Genomic DNA, 17,747 nt, shown 5'->3' with positions numbered 1-17,747 from the left:
TTCGGCAATATGAAAAATACAAATAATACAAATAAGTTTTTGTATTTGCATTTGTATGCTTGCTGTATCACAATAAAGGAACCAACCCAACGTAAAGGAGATGGAGGCATGTCGCAATCGACGCTCCAAACCGCAATCAAGGATGAATTGTTGTCCCGCATCAAGAGTGGGCACTATAAAGAAGGGGAAAAATTTCCGACCGAATACGCGCTTTGCGAGGAGTTCGATGTGAGCCGGACGACGGTGCGTGGCGCCCTCAACCAGTTGACGACGGAAGGCTATCTGGTCCGTCAACAAGGTCGCGGGACGTTCGTCGCCGGGAAGAAAGTACAACAGACGTTGTCGTACACGCCGAACAACTATGCGGCCCAGCTTGCCGTTCAAGGGAAACGTGGGCAAGTCGCCTTGATCGACATCTCGGTCATCTCGGCTTCCGGTCAAATCGCATCGGTGTTTGAAGCGGAAGACAACGCCCCGATTCAAAAGATTGAGCGAATCCGTCATGCGGACGGGGAACCGACGCAGTATGAGGTCTCGTTCATCCCGTGGCAGATCGCACCGGGGATCACGAAAGAACAGGCGGAGCATTCACTCTTCCGGACACTAGCGGAGGTCCATGACGTTCATGTCGCGAAGACGACGGAGGCATTGGAGATTGCCTTAGCTGATGAGAAGGTGAGTGCGCTCCTCGACTGTCCACTCGGATCACCGTGCTTCCATATCGAGACGGTGACAGAGGATGAGTCGGGACGGGCGATTGAATACTCACGCTCCTACTTCCGCGGGGACAAGACGAGCTTCGTCATTGAACGGGATTATAACTAATAAAAGCGCCCGACTGTTTCGTATGGAAACGGTCGGGCGCTTTGTTCGTTTAACCTGTAACAAAAAGAAACATGGTCATTTTGAGTGTGAATGACTATGTTCAACAAAACTGAGTACGAATCTCTTATATTCGCAACAACCGATTACAGACTGCATTCTTGACCACCTCATCCTCTCTTTTTTGTACACTAGAACCAGGAGGCGAGAGAAGCATGTCAATCATTGAATTCAAAGATGTGAGTCATCAAGACATCCTGCACCATGTATCCGGGCCGTTTCGAGAAGGACGAATCACAACGTTCGTCGGACCGAGCGGCGCCGGCAAGACGACGTGTCTGAAGCATATCAACGGATTGCTGTCACCAGATACGGGCACGATTCTTTTTAAAGGGGAAGACATCGCGGAGATGGACATCCTCGAGCTACGAAAGAAAATCGGAATGGCGTTCCAAAGTGCACCCATGATTCAAGGGACCGTATACGACAATTTGAATCTCCCGAAAGCCATCTTCGACGAGACACTTGACCGCGATCGGGCTGCCGAATTGCTCCATCGCGTCGACTTGAGTGAGGCGCTCCTCGACCAACCCGTCAAATCACTATCGGGTGGGGAACGGAGTCGGGTCGCCATCGCCCGGACGCTCGTCAATAAACCGGACGTGCTCTTACTCGATGAGATCACGGCGAGCCTTGATTACCGGACGGTGAAAGAGATCGAGCGACTCATTCGAAAACTGCAACAATCATACGGTGTGACCGTCATTTGGATCACCCATGACCTCGACCAGGCACGGCGGGTGAGTGACGACATGTGGTTCTTGAAGGACGGGGAACTACTTGCATTTGGGGACGCATCGTTCATCGATGAGTCGGACAATCCCGTCATCCAACGATTCGTCAGGGGGGAAGATTGATGTCATATATTGAACTCGCGACGGCGCTCATCTTCGTTGTCATCCCGCTTGCCTTGACACTCGTCCTACGACTTGGACTCGAGCGTGATATTATCATTGCGACCGTCCGCTCCATCATTCAACTATTGATCATCGGCTATATCCTGACGTTCGTCTTTGAGAGCGACAGTCCGATCTTCATGCTGTTGATGATTTTACTCATGATTGTCGCAGCGACACAAAACATCCGACGGAAAGGTGATGGGATTCCGGGTATCATGTGGATCATCGTCTTGACGCTCGTGACGATCGAAGCGCTGACGATGGGACTCATGCTCGGACTCGGTATCATCCCATTTGAGCCGGAAAAGGTCATTCCGATCAGCGGGATGGTCATCGGGAACAGCATGGTGTTGTCGCTCCTGTTCTTGAACAAGTTCAAAGACGAGGTCGAGCGGAGTGACGACGTCATCGAACTCATTCTTTCACTCGGCGGCACACCGAAAGTGGCCATCGACCGCAGCTTGAAGAATGCGATTCGCACGAGTATGATTCCGACTGTCGAGGCGCAAAAGACGATGGGGCTCGTCCAACTACCGGGGATGATGAGCGGTCTCATCATCGGAGGAGCTGATCCGATGGAAGCGGTCCTGTATCAACTCTTGATCCTGTTCTTGATTTTGACGACCGCCTCAATCTCGGCGACGCTCGTCGGCTATCTGGCATACCCACGTCTGTTCAACGAGAAGATGCAGTATATCGGACTGACCTATCGGAAATAGAAATAGGAGAGATATAGAAATGGCTGGATGAAAGTTTTACTTCATCCAGCCATTTTTTGTGTATTAAAAGTTAGTAAGACAAGTGAGAACCGAATAAGACTTTCGGCAAAACAAAATATCTTGTATGAGGGGATAAGTGGATTACATCTTGATAAGTGCCACTAGAGTCTTTCCAAGTTACTTGAACGACATATTCATCCTGTTTATCAGAAAATGTTTTTGTTGTAGACAGATACTCAATTTCTTGGTTCCTTGTTACGGTTTCATTGACATCTAAATTATGAATGAGTCTATCATTTTTACTCAAAGCAATCGTTTGGACCTCAACTCGGTGGTCCTGTTCAGAATAGATTTTTCCGCTCCAATACCCTTTTGGAGAAGTCACTTCACTATTGAAGTCCGCTTCCCATTTACCATCCGTTGATTGTCCGAACCATTTTGGAGGCTGATTGATTGAATATGTCATCCAAAGTACAAGAAAAGCGAAGGGGACAGTAATGTATATGACTTTTTTGTTTTTCCACATGACCTTATCCTCAATTCCTTTTTACCACATTGTATATGAATCATTTGAAAAATGATTCATATACAAGATATGATCAAAATTGCTTAATACTCTTTGAATCTCATTACTCAATACCGAACAGGCGAGTCACGTGCTCCCATTCGGACGGATAGGCGTTGCTGCCATGATGCTCGTGAATGAGTGTCCCGTTCGTGAATACGCTGAGGCTCCACTGCGTACCGTCTAGAGTGCGAACCCCTTCGAGTTCTTCGAATACGGTTGGCCACCAATTCGTTCCAAGCAGGTGAAACGCGACACGCATCTGTTTCGCTTCCTCGCCCTCATAGTATTCGAATTCAAAGGGCTCGGTGATCGATCGGTCGGACCGCTCGATGTGACGAAGGACGGTGCCCCTCTCAAAAAAGGTGATCGTACTCACATCATACGTGCCGAACCCACCGACGCGGAAGATGACCTCGACCATCGATTCTTGAGGACGACCGATCGCCTGAAGGATGCGCTTTTGGAGCGGGTGTTCGACGAAAGAAGGAGGGATATGATAAAGGGCGCGAAACGTTTTGTCTTTCATGAAACTTCAACCTTTCTCGGGCATAAGATGCCCCGAGTATAGCGGAATCTTCCGGACGAGGGAGACAAAATAAAGTGCAAGGTACGAAAAAAGCACCTCTTGAAGAGATGCTTCATTGTTAATACACTTCGTACGTCTGTCCAGTCTGCGCGCCTTCGACGCTCTTCACGTAGGCGAGGGCGACCCGTTCACCTGGTACTGCCGCGTAACCACGGAAGTAAGGACCATACGAATCGAGTGCTTCGACGAGGACGTTCGGGCTGACGTTGTTGATGCGGATGCCCCGTGGCATCTCAATCGCCGCACCGGTCACGAATCCTTTGATGGCCCCGTTCGCTAGTGCCGCCGATGCGCCTTCTTTGATGGGGTCGTCCATCAAGATTCCGCTCGTCAGTGTGAAGCTACCACCATCGTTTACATGATCGAGCCCGAGAAGGACGAGGTTGACCTGTCCTTTGATTTTGCTGTCGATACTCTTCTGATTATCTGCCGGCGTCATCTCGGAAAGCGGACCGAAATGCGTGCTACCCGCCGTACTGATGACCGCGTCGACCCGACCGACCGTTTCATACATGTGGCGAATGCTGTCTTCGGAAGTGAGGTCGACTTGCACGTCCGCCCCGTTACGTCCAGCCCGGATGATTGTATGTGTTTTCTCCAACTCTTTTGCGACGGCCTGACCGACCGTACCGCTTGCCCCAACGAGTAAAATTTTCATAAAGAAACTGCTCCTTTCGTCACGCTTAGATTCCATTTCAGAGTAGCGGATGGCGAGGACGTTCGGCAATCAAGTTGCCTCTGGCGGGACAACCGTGCCTTGATGGAATCGCATCTTCCAACGTCCGTCCACGAATACCCATATCGAGCTGCGGCGTGTTTCGCGATTCAATACCGGTTGAACGAGATGATACGTCACCAAAACGTGACCTTCCGTCAACGGATGCAGCGTGAATTCGGATAACACCGCCTCGATCGGGTCGAGCTGGAGTGCCGTCTGATCCCAGTCTTGATACAACAACCGTCCCGAGCTACCGATTTCAAAGAAGTCGTCGGTCAACAGTTCACGCAATCGCTCTGTCGACTGCCTGACTTCCGTCGTCAATAACGCTTCTTCTAGTGTTTGAAGGTGATCTGCCAACTCGTTCATGTCACGACTTCCTCTCTCCGTTGATTCATCACGATGACGCCGAGGACGATCAACAAGAGACCGATTCCGTTCAACGCCGAAAGAACTTCCCCGTAAACAAACACCCCGATGAGTCCCGTCGCCACGGTCCCGAGTCCGGCCCAGATGCTATAGGCGATACTGAGCGGGATTGTCTTCAACACGATGCCCATGAGGGTGAACGACGCGGCGAAACTGACCAACAGAATGGCGCTCGGCACGAGATTCGTGAATCCATCCGACAGTTTCAACATCGACGTCCCGAGTACCTCAAATCCGATAGAAAAGAAGAGTAAAAGATAGGCTTGCATTCCGATTCACCTCACACTTTCATCAAGACGAGCCCGATGATGACGAGCCCAATCCCTGCAATTTTTTGACGACTGATCTGTTCACGGAAGACGACGAACCCGATCACTGCCGTGAGTGCCGTCCCGACCCCGCTCCAAAACGCATACGCGAAGCTGAGCGGGATGGTGAAGAGGGCAAGTGATAAGAGATAAAACGCCGTCCCATAACCGAAGGCGACCCCGAGAATCGGGAGTCGACTCGTGGAGGTGGCGTTCACTTTCAACATGCTCGACCCGAACAGTTCCGAGGCGATGGCCCCGATCAAATAGATGAATCCCATATTACAATCCTCCTTGAAGCAACTCGTCACATGCTTCCCGAATGAGTGTCGCCGCACGGTCCTTGAACGATTCGCTATACCCATACAAGACAGCGAACCAAAAGCCGTCACAGAGAAGGCGAAGTTTTAAAATCGCATCCTGGTCCGGCCCGTCGACAGCGAATCGCTCGTCCCAACCGGTCGACACGTCACTCCAAATCGACTCGCTCGTCGCATCCTCTTGCGAGGAGATAAAGACGGCGACGAGGTCCATATCTCCGTGATCGACATCATCCAATGTCGCCAGCGCATAGGCACGGGTAAACGAATATGGACCGTCCGATAGATGGGCGGTGATTCGTTTCTCGAACGTCTCGATGGCGAATTCGTTCATCTGTCGCAATAAGTTGGCCTTATTGTCGAAATGATAGAGGACTCCGGCTTTCGTGATTCCTGCTTTCGTCGCCAATCGTTCGAGCGACAACTGACTGATCCCGTCCTCTCGAATCATCTGGGCGGCAGTCTGTAGCAACAATTGTTTTTTACTCATCCAATCACACCTCTCTTTACTTAACTGACCGTTCAGTAAAGTTAGTCTATCAAAATTTGCGAGGGGTTGTCGAGATAGAACATTGATGGAATAATCAGGGAAAAGGGGGCGTGACATGGGTTCACATTTGATGCATCTCGTCATCGCGAACGAGATGTTACCAGCGTTATCGGAGATTGATGAGGTCGCATTTTTGCTCGGAAGTCTCGCACCGGATGCAACGACAGAAAAAGAGGCATCCCATTACTATACGGGACGCCATGATGATTTATCTCGTCGCTTGGATTTGTCCCAATATTGGATTGACAGCAAGGAGGAAGACTTCTCGTATCGACTCGGCTATTACGCGCATCTCGTCGCGGATGAGATCTGGTTGCAGGGATTCTATAAAGGTTGGTTGAAAGAGCTCATCACCCAGGACCCGTCAAAACAGGCGGCCTATTATGCGGACTTTGATGCGTACAATGCTCGGCTGTCGGAACGCCTCGGGACGTTCGATTTTGAACGCTTGAAAGGAAATCCAGAGCTCGTTGAACTGGTCGAGAAAGTCGAGCGGGACGCGGCGATGACGGAGGAGGGGACATACACGATGTTCCTCCCTAATCAATTGGATGGCTATGTCGATACGTGTGTCCGCCGCTGCCTGGAGATGGTCAAACGGAAGCGGGCGATGCTCGTATGAAGAGGCGATACGCACCACTCTACGCCACGCTCGGTCTCTTCCTATTGACGGTGATCACCTTCTTCACCTTGAACGGTCGGGTATTCCCGAATCTCGAATTGATGACGGTCATTTGGGTTTATCTCGCGATTGACATCGCCTTGTTCGCCACGTTGATTTGGGGACTGTTCATGAAGGATCGAATCATAAAAATGTACACACTTCTTGCGACAACCGGGTTGATGATCCCGTTGTCGATTTGGATTTTCTTATTGCTGTTGGCGAACGGAATCTCGGAGGCATGAGATAGATGGATGAACCTAAGAACATTCCGTTTCTAATGCGTCGTGTACCATTTTTCATATTAGCAGCCCTCGTGGCTCCGATAGCAATCGTCCTTTTAATCATCTATTGGCGAGATTTGGACGATGATTTACGATTTGGACATCTCATTTTTTCGGTCATCTTATCCTTATTTTTCGTGGTAGACCTTCTACCGAGAGGGATGACACAAACCGTATTATTGGCGTTCACAATCACATGTGTATGGTTCATCACCTATATTGTGTTTCGAGGTAAAAAGAGGGCACGGCACAATAACGATTGAACTCTAAACTAAATCGCATGAACCCAACCGAGAAAGTGGACCTCCCACTTTCTTTTTTTGTGCGTGCATCTATAGAAAGAAAAATTTTCCTATCCGAATCTTGTCAAATTGGCATTGCGTATCCTTTTTTTGTTTGTTATGCTACTTGATGAAAACGACAATGATAATCATTATCACTGATAACGAGAATACGATACTAGACATACATAACCAACGTGGCTCGTTTTTTGGTGCGAGGATCATTGAAACTTACATACAGAGGAGATGGATGAAGTGGGGAAATTCAAGATTTCACTCATGTTGACGTTGCTCGTCTTCGTACTCGCCGCATGTGGCGGAACGAGTGAGACGAAGAAAGAAGAAAACGTCGACGGCGCAACAAAGACAGAGACGGTCGAAATTACAGACGCACATGGCACAATCGAGGTACCGGTCAACCCGGAGAAGGTCGTCGCCCTTGATAACCGGACGTTTGAAACATTGGCAGCATGGGATATCGACTTGGTGGCGGCACCAATCGGACTCCTTCCAGCAGAGTCGCCATATGCATCAGACAAAGACATCGCGGACGTCGGCATGCACTTCGAGCCGAACTTAGAGGCGATTGCGGGAGTTGACCCGGACGTCGTCATCGTCGGTCAACGTTTCGCAGATTACTACGAGGACATTAAAAAGTTGGTTCCAGAAGCAGCGGTCATCGATTTGAACATCGAGATCCCAGAAGACTCAGGTACACCGGGTGAGATTTTAGTCAAAGGATTGACAGACACGACGCTCACACTCGGAAAAATCTTTGACAAAAACACAGAAGCTGAAGCCATCGTCGCTGACCTCGACAAGTCGATCGAAGACGCGAAAGCGGCATACAACGGAAAAGATACAATCATGTCGGTCATCGTATCGGGTGGAGACATCGGGTTCTCAGCTCCGGTAACGGGACGCGTGTTCGGACCGATGTACGACATCTTCGGATGGGTCCCAGCTCTTGAAGTCGAGAAGAAGACAGGTGACCACGAAGGTGACGAAGTATCCGTCGAAGCCATCGCAGAAAGCAACCCGGACTGGTTGTTCGTTCTCGACCGTGACGCACCACTCGGTGACGCAGAAGGCGCAGTACCAGCAGAAGACGTAATCGACAACGCACCTGCGCTTCAAAAGACGACGGCTGTGTCGAAAGAGCAAATCGTCTATGCCCCGAAAGACACGTACTTGAATGAATCGATTCAAACGTACGCGGAATTCTTCAACAGTGTCACGGAAGCGCTCGCGAAGTAAGGTTCCGTCATGCAAAAACCATTGACAGCCAGGGTTGAGACGATGTCTCAGCCCTCCTTTTCTAGATTGTGGACGAAGTCGTTCGTGTTCACCGTGATCATCGTCCTCGGTTTGGCGGTGCTGTCGCTCTTTACCGGGGTGTATGATCTGTCACGGACAGACGGCTTCGATATGTTTTGGATCACCCGAGTCCCACGGACGGTCGCCCTTATGCTGACGGGTGCAGCGATGGCGATGGCGGGGCTCGTCATGCAGCTCATCACACAAAACCGTCTCGTCGAACCGACGACGACGGGGACGCTCGAGTGGGCGGGACTCGGACTGCTCACCGTTTATTTACTCGTACCGGCACCGAGCCTCATGATGCGGATGACCGGGGCGATCGTCTTCTCGTTCATCGGGACGATGGTCTTCTTCTGGTTCTTACGTTCGGTCAAACTTCGTTCATCGCTCATCGTGCCAATCATCGGGCTCATGTTAGGGGCGGTCATCTCCGCCATCTCGACGTTCCTCGGTCTGTTCTTCCGGGCAAGCCAGGCGATCGAGGGCTGGTTCGTCGGTTCGTTCGCCTCGGTGCAAATCGGGCGCTACGAGTATCTATGGGTCATCATCGTCGTGACGGTACTCATCTTCTTACTGGCGAATCGCTTGACGCTCGCGGGGTTAGGTGAAGACATCGCGACGAGTCTCGGCGTGAACTATAACCAGCTCATGATGATGGCGACGGGGCTCATCGCCTTATCGGTCGGTGTCGTGGCGACGGTCATCGGGAATTTACCGTTCCTTGGACTCATCGTCCCGAACCTCGTCTCGATGTTCCGTGGGGATGATTTGCGCAGCAACCTTCCATGGGTCTGTCTTGTCGGGATGGGTGCGATTCTCGTCAGTGACTTGATTTCACGGACGATCATCATGCCGTTCGAACTCCCGGTCTCACTGATTCTCGGGACGGTCGGGGCAATCGTCTTCATCATGATCTTGATGCGACAACGGAAGAAGGGAGGGGTTCGATGAGTACGGTCATGGAACGAGACGGTGTCGAAGTCTCGATTGGGGAATTGAGAGAAGAACGTCACGCCTCGGCGTTTCAATCGAAACGGGCGAGCAGACGCTATTGGCTCTTCTTAAGTGCCTTCATTCTCGGCGGACTGTTGTGTGCGCTCGGGCTTCTCCTTTATAACAATCCGGTCCCGATAGACTCTCCGTCATTCGTGCCGGTCGTGGAACGGCGAATCGTCGCCATCGTCACGATGCTGATTGCGGCACTCTGTCAAAGTCTTGCGACGGTCGCATTCCACTCCGTGACGAACAACCGCATCATCACGCCATCGCTCCTTGGATTCGACGCGCTCTACTCGACGATTCAGACGAGCATGGTGTTCTTCTTCGGGGCAGGGGCGTTGATCGGTTTCTCGGGGACAAGCGCCTTCTTGACACAGGTCGGCCTCATGGTGACGATGAGTCTCCTCCTGTACGGATGGCTCTTGTCAGGGAAATACGCCAACCTGCAGCTCATGTTGCTCATCGGGATCATCATCGGGACGGGTCTCAACTCGGTGTCGTCGTTCATGCGCCGCATGCTCGCCCCGTCCGAGTTCGATATCCTGCAGGCACGACTGTTCGGTTCGGTGACGAATGCCGACGTGGCGTACTTTCCCATCGTCATCCCGATCGTCGTCATCGCCGGGACACTCTTGTTCCTGTTCTCGAATCGATTGAATATCGTCGCACTCGGCAAGGACGTCGCGACGACGTTCGGGGTGAACCATCGGAGGAGCGTCATTTACACGCTCGTCCTGATCTCACTCCTCATGTCCGTCTCGACTGCGCTCATCGGACCGCTCACGTTCTTCGGATTCTTAGTCGCGACGCTCAGCTATCAGGTCGCCTCGACGTATGACCATAAGTACGTCTTTCCGATGGCGTTCGCCCTAGGGTTCTTCGTCCTGACGAGTGCATATTTCTTTATGTATCACATATTCCAGACGCCAAGTGTCGTCTCCGTCATCATCGAACTGTTCGGCGGACTCATCTTCTTGGCTGTCATTCTAAGGAAGAGGTCGCTATGATTCAAATCGAACAAGTCAAAAAATCGTATACAGACGATGTCCACATTGGACCGCTCACGCTCGATATCCCGAAAGCCGGATTCACTTCATTGATTGGACCGAACGGAGCGGGCAAATCGACGACACTAATGATGATCGGACGGTTGCTCAACTTAGACGAGGGTCAGATCCAAGTCGCCGGCATGGACGTGTCGAGCACGAAGTCGAAAGACTTGGCGAAAATCATCACCATTCTGCGTCAAGAGAACCACTTCGTGACACGGCTCACGGTCCGACAACTCGCCGGGTTCGGACGTTTCCCTTACTCGAAAGGGCGCCTCACAAAAGAGGACGAGGCGATCATCTCGAAATATATCGACTTCCTCGACTTGACCGCGCTCGAGAACCGCTATCTCGACGAGCTCTCAGGAGGACAAAGGCAGCGTGCCTATGTAGCCATGGTGCTCTGTCAGGAGACGGAATACGTCCTCCTCGATGAACCGCTCAACAACTTAGACATCGCTCGTTCGGTACAGATGATGGAGTATTTGCGCCACGTCGCCGACGAGTTCGGACGGACAATCGTCACGGTGCTCCACGACATCAACTTCGCGGCGAAATACTCGGACCGCATCTGTGCGATGAAAGACGGACAGATCGCTGCGTTTGGAACGGTCGATGAGATCATGGACGCGAAGATTTTATCCGAAATTTTTGAGACGAAACTGGAAATCATCGAAGGGCCGTATGGGCCGATTGCGGTGTATTAACGAAAGGGAGAATTCACATGAAAATTGACTGGACACCGATCACTAAAGTCGTAAACGAGGCACCGGATACATACACGTTCCATCTCGCCTTGCCACCTGAGTTCACGTGGCAGGAAGGGGCGCATACGCATCTCGCGCTCGAAGGGTTCAACGCTGGGGACAAGCCGGACCGAAGTCTCGTCCGCCATATGTCGATTTCCACATTGCCGCACGAAGGAGCGATCGGGATCACGACCCGCATCAAGTCCAAATGCTCAACGTTCAAATCGATCCTTCGTGACATGGTACCGGGGGACAAGGTCGCCTTGTTCAAGACACATTCGAACGTCCCGCTCGAACGGAGTGGGAAGAACGTCTACCTCTTATCGGCGGGTGTCGGACTCGCGACATTCCGTCCGGTCGTCCTCGAGTACTTGGCGAACGGGGAAGGTGTCCCGCATCTCCATTCGTTGAACGTCGATTCGTCGAAGGCGTATTTGTTCGGTGACGTCTTCGAATCGAACGAGCACTTCACGTCAGAGTTCGTGCCGAGTCGGAAAGATTACTACGAACGCGTGGAGATGATGGCATCCGACAAGGACGCCTTGTTCTATATCGTTGGCAGTGATGAGCTGTTGCGTGAAACGATTCAGGTGCTTCGGTCGAACGGGGTGGCATGTGACAACATCAAGATCGACAAGCATGATTTTCAACGAGAAGACTTTTTAGGTTGATACTCAAACCGGGGACACGTGCCCCGGTTTTTTCGTGCACAACTTGACGAATCGTTCGAAGATGCCACGTCCGTCCGGGGTCCCGATCGACTCGGGATGGAACTGGACACCGTACGTCGGATGGGTCGGGTGTTCGAGTGCCATGATGACACCGTCTGTCGTCTCGGCCGTGACCGTCAGTTCGGTCTTTTGTACGACGAGCGAGTGATAGCGCATGACGTCCATCGATAACCCTTCGAAGAGGACGCTTGGCACCGTATTGATCCGTGAGACTTTCCCATGCATCACCTCGTTCGCCCGTCCGACGACTCCACCGAACGCCTCGGCGATGGCCTGATGGCCGAGACAGACCCCGAGAATCGGAATATAGCCGGAAAGTTCTCGAACGACCGCGAGCGACACACCAGCGTCTTTGGGACCACCGGGACCGGGGGAGAGGATGATGCCGTTCGGGTTCATGCGACGGATTTCTTCTATACTATGTTCATCGTTCCGGATGACGCAGACGTCACTGAAGCGGGCGACGTCCTGATAGACGTTATACGTGAACGAATCGTAGTTGTCGATGAGGAGAATCATGCGAACACCTCCAAAAGGGATTTGGCTTTATGCAGCGTTTCTTCATATTCCGATACCGGGTCTGAGTCATAGACGATGCCGGCGCCTGCTTGGACATGGGCCGTGTCACCTTGGACGACCATCGTCCGGATGGCAAGGGCGAAGTCGAATCCGCCCCGGACGTCGAGATAGCCGACCGCCCCGGCGTAGACTTCTCGTTTCACCGTCTCAAGCTCGTCAATCAACTGCATCGCCCGAATTTTTGGAGCTCCGGACACGGTACCGGCCGGAAGACAGGCACGGAGGGCGTCGATCGGGGTCACATCGTCACGTAAATCACCTTCGACTTCCGAGACGAGATGCATCACGTTTTTGAATCGTTCGAGCTCGATGTGTTTCGGGATGGTGACCGTACCGACTTTCGCGACCCGCCCGATATCGTTTCGTCCGAGGTCGAGGAGCATCCGATGCTCGGCGAGTTCTTTCTCGTCTTGAAGGAGTGACTCCGCGTGACGTATGTCTTCCTCGACGGTCTTCCCACGTGGGCGTGTCCCGGCGATCGGGTTCGTCGTCACTTTGCCGTTCTCGACCCGGACGAGACTTTCAGGAGAAGCACCGAGGACGATCGCTTCCCCGAGGTCGATGTAGAACAAGTAAGGACTCGGATTTTGTTTCCGCAGCGTCCGGTAAAAGTGGAACGGGTCCCCGGTGAACGTTGCGTCGATTCGTTGTGACAAGACGAGTTGGAACACCTCGCCCGCAAGGATCGCCTCTTTTGCCTGGAGCACACGGTCGATAAATTCGTCCTTCGGCGTCAAGATGCGCTCGCTCGTCCGGACGACCCGTTCGAGGGCGTGCGTCTCCGGTGTCTCGAGCTGTTCCCGGATGGACTCGAGTCGCATCGTCGCATCCGACTCGCTCGTATCGATCAGGATGACCTGTTCCTCGAGGTGGTCGTATAAGACGACCGTCTCATAGCGTTGGAAGAGGGCGTCCGGCAAATCACGCGTTACGGTCGGCGTGTTCGGGATCGGTTCATACACCCGAAGCAAGTCATAACCGATATAGCCGACGGCACCGCCGATGAACGGGTAAGGTGCAGTGAAGTCTTCACGTGTGATGCGTTCGGATAAGGCATGGAGCGGGTCGTCTGCATAGATTGTCCCTGTTGCATCTGTCACGTCATTCCCATCGACTCGGATCGTCTCGACCGGGTTCGCCGCGATGATGGAGTAGCGGCCGTGTTTGCCTTCCGCGCGACTTTCGAGTAATACTTTTCGTCCACCTTGTAGTCGGTGGAAGATTGCCACCGGTGTGAGTTCGTCACCATTGATGATCCGTTGTTGCATTGAAAGAACCTCCTTATAATGGGTAATAGAAAGGGGATATGCCGATGTCAGTCTTACGACCTGACCAATTTTCAGGTGAAGCGTTGACCGAGCACATCGAACTCGAGGACACGCTGTCACCTTACGTTGATATCAAATCCTATGAACTGAATCTTGAATATTTTGAGGCAGTCGTTCGTCATGCCCAGCAATTGTTTGATGCGTTGTTCGAAGAGGGCGACCCCATCCGGATCGTTTGGCATGTATATGGACAGCCCGTCAAACCGACCCTCTTGTTCCGTTATATCCGGGACAAATCGGTGCGCTTCAAGACGGCCGCCACATCGTGCACATTCGATGACGAACCGTTATGGATGTTCACCGTGCCGGTAGCAGACAAGTCCGAAATCCGTGTGCGACCACTCCTCGAGGCGATTTGTTATCAAGATTTTTATACAAAATCAAAGCCTCGTTTGAACGGAGAGTTCACAACGTATCCGTTCGTTCAGTTCATCCACGAACGAGAGGGTCACGTCTTGTTCGTATACGATGACCGAGGTGCGTATATCCGTGGTACGTCACCAGCCCACCTCCAATCGCTCAAACAAAAAATCTCCTCGTCCCGCATGCCCAATCGGACATGAAGGACGAGGAGATTCCCCGTGTTGCCACCTTCGTTGAAAGACGCCTTGTCTTCCCACTCATCGCGAACCATCATTCGCTGTCCCCGATAACGGGAGGACCCGTCAGAGCCTACATGTCGGTCTGAACGCTCAAAAGCCCATTCACGCAAGGCACGACACCGGTTCGCATCGACCACCGGCTTTCTGAAGACGTCCCTTCGCGCTACTCTTCTTTCTCATCGCGAGTTCGTATGAATGTTATCGTTACTTTAACGGGATAAAGATGCATTGTCAAGCATCATTTGACCGAAGCGTGCCCCACCTGACGTTTCCCGATGAACGTGAACGTGATTCCCAATGCCAAAAGGGGAAGGAGCCACCACTTCGTAAAGAAGAAGAGGGTGCCCCGATACATGAACCACTCCATGCCCAAGTAGGCGAAGAGCGTGATCAAGGGAGCGATAGACAAGCGCTTCAAGTGCAATGCGATGGCGACCCCTAGTCCGATCGTAAACGTTGGAACGATCACGAGTTGCCATAGGAACGGATCGATATAGTGAAACATGGAGAGTCCTCCTTATAACGATTAATCACGACACATCAGGCAGATTTTTTTGTTTTCAACAATCCGACGAAGATGAACGAGAACAAGAGCGAAATCAGCGGGAAGATGACATTCCACGAACTGAGATGGCTGACATCGAACGGACTGTGGTCATAATAGACGGCAAAGTACGTCAATTCGATGATGGCGTTCAACAAGAACGTCACCACAGGGCCGACCCAGACCCGTTTCATGATCATGGCGACCACGACACCACCGCCGATGGTGAGAAATGGGACGATGACGAGTTGCCATAAGAACGGGTCGATATATTGAAACATGGAGCATCCTCCTTATAACGATTTGTAGCCTAGGAAATACGGGCGCCACATCGGTTCATGGATCGAGTTGATTTGAAGCATCTCGCCCCCGGCATGGATGAAGAACTCATCATCGAGCATGATGCCGATGTGCGATGGACCGGATTTGTACGTGCCGGCGAAGAAGACGATGTCCCCGCGACGGCCACTCGTGATACCCGTCCGTTTGTTCTTGAAATGGCCGCTATGCCAGTAACCTGACACGTTTGTGCGACCACCGATTTTACCGGCTTGATTCGTTGCGTAGTGGATGAGACCGGAACAGTCAAAACCGCCGTTCAGCGGAGACTGTGAGCCCCACGTGTACGGTGTCCCGAGATGTTTCACCGCGACGGCAATCATGCGTTCTTTTTGTGAGTTGTCCCGTTTCTTCAACAATGCATCTCGTTTGATGCGAATGTCTTTCGTCTTGACGTAGACCGGACGCCAGTCGTATTGGATGAGATAGGAGTCGCCACTCTTCCCACGAGGGTAGATGCGACGACCGGCATCGAGATACCCGATCGGACGGGTGTCGTTCGGGTTGGCGTAGAACGGCGTCTTCTTCGTCGTCCCATAGTGGGCGGCCGTATAGACGCTCGCCGGTTGAATCGCCTTCGGTTTCGTCTCGGCGATATATGGGTTCAACACGTACACGCGTTTCCCGGACGGAAGACGGACGTGCCAGAAGTCGGCATCAATCGAGCGGAGCCCGACGAGTTTCGTCCCACGGGGCAGAGTGCCGGCCGGACGACCGTACGCGACGTCAGCCGAGAAGTAAGGTGTCCCGTTGAACTGTGTATAGAAGACCGTTCCTACCTTCGGCTTCGCGGTCGGTTTCGAGACAGCGAGGTAGCCAGTCGCGACATAGCGATAGGCTCCGTTTAATCGGATGCGCGTGTAGTAACCGCTCGTCCCATATGTCTCGATGAGCTGACCTCGTTTCAATGAACCGACTTGTTTCGCGATTGAGGTCGAGGCGTATACTTCGACCTCGTTATAACGGCTGTATCGTTTCCCTGTCGCTTCGAAGCGAGGTGGTTTTTTCGTACTCGTCACGCTCGTCGGGACGAAGTAATAGTTCCCTTTCGTGAAGATGCGGGTATAGCTTCCACGGGTGCCATAGATGTAGACGAGCTGACCCCGCTTCAGGGACAAGGTCGTCTTGGATGATTTCATCGTCCGAGCATAGACCGGTGTGTTTTTCGTGATGTACCGTTGTCCGGTTTTAAGATAAGGTGGCTCCGTCGTCCCAAGCGATGCGGATTCGACGAAGACATATTGTCCGTTGTAATAGACACGGGTGAACAGACCGTCTGTCCCATAGATGCTGACGAGTTGACTCCGTTTGAGTGAACCGACGACTTGCTTCTTGTCTGTGTCTAAATAAATCGATGTCTCTTTTTGAGCATAACGGCTCCCCGTTTTAGCGTAGCGGGGCATCTTGGCAGCGAGTGCGTCTCGCTTCATATACACGTACATGCCATTTTGATAAAGGCGGGCCATCGAGCCATTTGTGCCATATACACTTACTCGTTTGCCCCGGACAATCGTCCCGACGATCTCTCCGTCCTCATTCATATAAGAGGATGTCGTCAAGACGAATTGCGAGTCCGTCTTGAACGGGATTCGATTTGTCATCGAGAGCGGGATGTATCCGACAGTTCCATTTAGATCGACACGCATCTGTCCGTCGATGAGGAAGCCGTTCAAGGTTTGACCGGCTTCAAGCGGAGTCATGGTTCCACCATCTGGTGAAGACGAGATAGTCGCTCCCTCTTTTGCGTAGCGGGTCACTGCCGCCGGGACCGTCTCTCCGAGGGCGTCACGGGCGATATATGTCCCGTCCGTCGTGAGGAGAAGGTCGCCTTCGATATCGAAGACGTCGACCGCTGTCCCGATGGCGAGTGTTGCCACTACATTTCCGGCAGCATCGCGTGCATCCGTCTCCGTATGGACGTAACGGGTGACAGCGTATGATAAGGCGTCGTTTCGGACGAATCCTTTTTGTGAAGCGACGGTGACGGACGTATGGGTCTCGGTCACCTCATGGACATCCACACGCTCCGCTTGGTCTGTGACCAGGAGGACGACCGTTTCTTCTGGATCGGCATAGAGGGTCGTGCCGGCACGAAGCATGGCCTCAGACCCGACCGCTTGAGCGGTGAGTGTCCAATAGAAGGTAAAGAGAAAGAGCAAACTGAAGATTCGTTTCAACATTTCCACCTCGATTCATGAAATTTACAGTTTTTAGTATATACATAGTGGAGATGAAAAAGGTTGCTTATTTCGATAAAAGGGAAATGATTGAAGGAATCCGTGCTCAGCATTCCACTCGTTCG

23 protein-coding genes and 1 other annotated feature are annotated in these 17,747 nt (G+C 52.2%); of the genes, 11 read left to right on the top strand and 12 right to left on the bottom strand.

Going from position 1 to position 17,747, the window contains the following annotated elements; genetic code table 11:
* Positions 1–108: 108 nt before the first annotated feature.
* From KNO78_RS08370 to KNO78_RS08360, 3 genes are all read left to right on the top strand, one after another.
* On the top strand, positions 109–825 hold the full coding sequence (locus KNO78_RS08370) for a GntR family transcriptional regulator (protein ID WP_012727186.1): 717 nt from the start codon (positions 109–111) through the stop codon (positions 823–825).
* Positions 826–1,037: 212 nt separating this feature from the next.
* Complete coding sequence (locus KNO78_RS08365) at positions 1,038–1,739, top strand: ABC transporter ATP-binding protein (protein ID WP_214690523.1); 702 nt, start codon at positions 1,038–1,040, stop codon at positions 1,737–1,739.
* Positions 1,739–2,500, top strand: a complete 762-nt coding sequence (locus KNO78_RS08360; RefSeq protein WP_078147521.1) for an ABC transporter permease — start codon at positions 1,739–1,741, stop codon at positions 2,498–2,500. Before KNO78_RS08365 ends, KNO78_RS08360 begins: the two co-directional genes overlap by 1 nt.
* 70 nt (positions 2,501–2,570) lie before the next feature.
* Here KNO78_RS08360 and KNO78_RS08355 read toward each other — a convergent pair whose 3' ends face one another.
* From KNO78_RS08355 to KNO78_RS08325, 7 genes are all read right to left on the bottom strand, one after another.
* Positions 2,571–3,026, bottom strand: coding sequence for a hypothetical protein (locus tag KNO78_RS08355; protein ID WP_214690524.1), 456 nt, complete (start codon positions 3,024–3,026; stop codon positions 2,571–2,573).
* Between the two features lie 103 nt (positions 3,027–3,129).
* Positions 3,130–3,594 carry a hypothetical protein gene (locus tag KNO78_RS08350; RefSeq protein ID WP_214690525.1) on the bottom strand — a complete coding sequence of 155 codons (465 nt, stop codon included), beginning with the start codon at positions 3,592–3,594 and terminating at the stop codon, positions 3,130–3,132.
* Between the two features lie 118 nt (positions 3,595–3,712).
* Positions 3,713–4,312, bottom strand: a complete 600-nt coding sequence (locus tag KNO78_RS08345; protein WP_214690526.1) for a short chain dehydrogenase — start codon at positions 4,310–4,312, stop codon at positions 3,713–3,715.
* A gap of 69 nt (positions 4,313–4,381) precedes the next feature.
* Positions 4,382–4,741: a nuclear transport factor 2 family protein gene (locus KNO78_RS08340; protein WP_214690527.1), complete on the bottom strand. Its 360-nt coding sequence runs from the start codon at positions 4,739–4,741 to the stop codon at positions 4,382–4,384.
* A complete protein-coding gene (locus tag KNO78_RS08335) occupies positions 4,738–5,070 on the bottom strand; it encodes a DMT family transporter (RefSeq protein ID WP_211782353.1) in 333 nt (110 codons plus the stop codon). Before KNO78_RS08335 ends, KNO78_RS08340 begins: the two co-directional genes overlap by 4 nt.
* A gap of 11 nt (positions 5,071–5,081) precedes the next feature.
* On the bottom strand, positions 5,082–5,390 hold the full coding sequence (locus KNO78_RS08330; RefSeq protein WP_074036309.1) for a DMT family transporter: 309 nt from the start codon (positions 5,388–5,390) through the stop codon (positions 5,082–5,084).
* Between the two features lies 1 nt (position 5,391).
* A complete protein-coding gene (locus tag KNO78_RS08325) occupies positions 5,392–5,919 on the bottom strand; it encodes a TetR/AcrR family transcriptional regulator (RefSeq protein ID WP_074035977.1) in 528 nt (175 codons plus the stop codon).
* Positions 5,920–6,034: 115 nt separating this feature from the next.
* Between KNO78_RS08325 and KNO78_RS08320 the strand changes: the two genes are divergently transcribed.
* The 7 genes from KNO78_RS08320 to KNO78_RS08290 all read left to right on the top strand — a co-directional run bounded on the left by KNO78_RS08320 (position 6,035) and on the right by KNO78_RS08290 (position 11,993).
* The gene (locus KNO78_RS08320) at positions 6,035–6,601 is read left to right on the top strand and encodes a zinc dependent phospholipase C family protein (RefSeq protein WP_214690528.1); all 567 of its coding nucleotides are present in this window, start codon (positions 6,035–6,037) and stop codon (positions 6,599–6,601) included.
* A complete protein-coding gene (locus tag KNO78_RS08315; RefSeq protein ID WP_214690529.1) occupies positions 6,598–6,885 on the top strand; it encodes a hypothetical protein in 288 nt (95 codons plus the stop codon). Before KNO78_RS08320 ends, KNO78_RS08315 begins: the two co-directional genes overlap by 4 nt.
* Before the next feature lie 566 nt (positions 6,886–7,451).
* A complete protein-coding gene (locus tag KNO78_RS08310) occupies positions 7,452–8,462 on the top strand; it encodes a siderophore ABC transporter substrate-binding protein (protein ID WP_031422513.1) in 1,011 nt (336 codons plus the stop codon).
* 9 nt (positions 8,463–8,471) lie between these two features.
* The gene (locus tag KNO78_RS08305) at positions 8,472–9,476 is read left to right on the top strand and encodes an ABC transporter permease (protein ID WP_031422514.1); all 1,005 of its coding nucleotides are present in this window, start codon (positions 8,472–8,474) and stop codon (positions 9,474–9,476) included.
* A complete protein-coding gene (locus KNO78_RS08300; protein ID WP_214690530.1) occupies positions 9,473–10,531 on the top strand; it encodes an iron chelate uptake ABC transporter family permease subunit in 1,059 nt (352 codons plus the stop codon). The genes KNO78_RS08305 and KNO78_RS08300 overlap by 4 nt, the downstream gene beginning before the upstream one ends.
* The gene (locus KNO78_RS08295) at positions 10,528–11,280 is read left to right on the top strand and encodes an iron ABC transporter ATP-binding protein (RefSeq protein ID WP_031422518.1); all 753 of its coding nucleotides are present in this window, start codon (positions 10,528–10,530) and stop codon (positions 11,278–11,280) included. Before KNO78_RS08300 ends, KNO78_RS08295 begins: the two co-directional genes overlap by 4 nt.
* A gap of 17 nt (positions 11,281–11,297) precedes the next feature.
* Positions 11,298–11,993, top strand: coding sequence for a ferredoxin--NADP reductase (locus tag KNO78_RS08290; RefSeq protein ID WP_214690531.1), 696 nt, complete (start codon positions 11,298–11,300; stop codon positions 11,991–11,993).
* A 3-nt stretch (positions 11,994–11,996) separates the two neighbouring features.
* Here KNO78_RS08290 and KNO78_RS08285 read toward each other — a convergent pair whose 3' ends face one another.
* Complete coding sequence (locus KNO78_RS08285; protein ID WP_214690532.1) at positions 11,997–12,572, bottom strand: anthranilate synthase component II; 576 nt, start codon at positions 12,570–12,572, stop codon at positions 11,997–11,999.
* Positions 12,569–13,900, bottom strand: coding sequence for an anthranilate synthase component I (gene trpE, locus KNO78_RS08280; RefSeq protein WP_214690533.1), 1,332 nt, complete (start codon positions 13,898–13,900; stop codon positions 12,569–12,571). The genes KNO78_RS08285 and trpE overlap by 4 nt, the downstream gene beginning before the upstream one ends.
* 44 nt (positions 13,901–13,944) lie before the next feature.
* Here trpE and KNO78_RS08275 point away from each other — a divergent pair, with 44 nt between their 5' ends.
* The gene (locus KNO78_RS08275) at positions 13,945–14,523 is read left to right on the top strand and encodes a DUF3885 domain-containing protein (RefSeq protein WP_214690534.1); all 579 of its coding nucleotides are present in this window, start codon (positions 13,945–13,947) and stop codon (positions 14,521–14,523) included.
* Positions 14,520–14,751: a binding site (T-box leader), on the bottom strand. (Overlaps the previous gene by 4 nt.)
* A 49-nt stretch (positions 14,752–14,800) precedes the next feature.
* On the opposite strand, the gene KNO78_RS08270 is transcribed toward KNO78_RS08275, so the two are convergent.
* From KNO78_RS08270 to KNO78_RS08260, 3 genes are read right to left on the bottom strand one after another with little or no spacing between them, the layout of a single operon-like run.
* Positions 14,801–15,067 (bottom strand): hypothetical protein, encoded by a 267-nt coding sequence (locus tag KNO78_RS08270; protein ID WP_074035999.1) that lies wholly within the window; start codon positions 15,065–15,067, stop codon positions 14,801–14,803.
* Positions 15,068–15,102: 35 nt separating this feature from the next.
* Positions 15,103–15,387 carry a hypothetical protein gene (locus KNO78_RS08265; RefSeq protein ID WP_214690535.1) on the bottom strand — a complete coding sequence of 95 codons (285 nt, stop codon included), beginning with the start codon at positions 15,385–15,387 and terminating at the stop codon, positions 15,103–15,105.
* Positions 15,388–15,399: 12 nt separating this feature from the next.
* Positions 15,400–17,625: a C40 family peptidase gene (locus KNO78_RS08260; protein ID WP_251125259.1), complete on the bottom strand. Its 2,226-nt coding sequence runs from the start codon at positions 17,623–17,625 to the stop codon at positions 15,400–15,402.
* Positions 17,626–17,747: the final 122 nt, after the last annotated feature.

The sequence above is a fragment of the Exiguobacterium sp. s132 genome (assembly GCF_018617235.1).
Lineage (GTDB): Bacteria > Bacillota > Bacilli > Exiguobacteriales > Exiguobacteriaceae > Exiguobacterium > Exiguobacterium profundum.
This window is presented reverse-complemented; position numbering and strand designations above follow the sequence as displayed.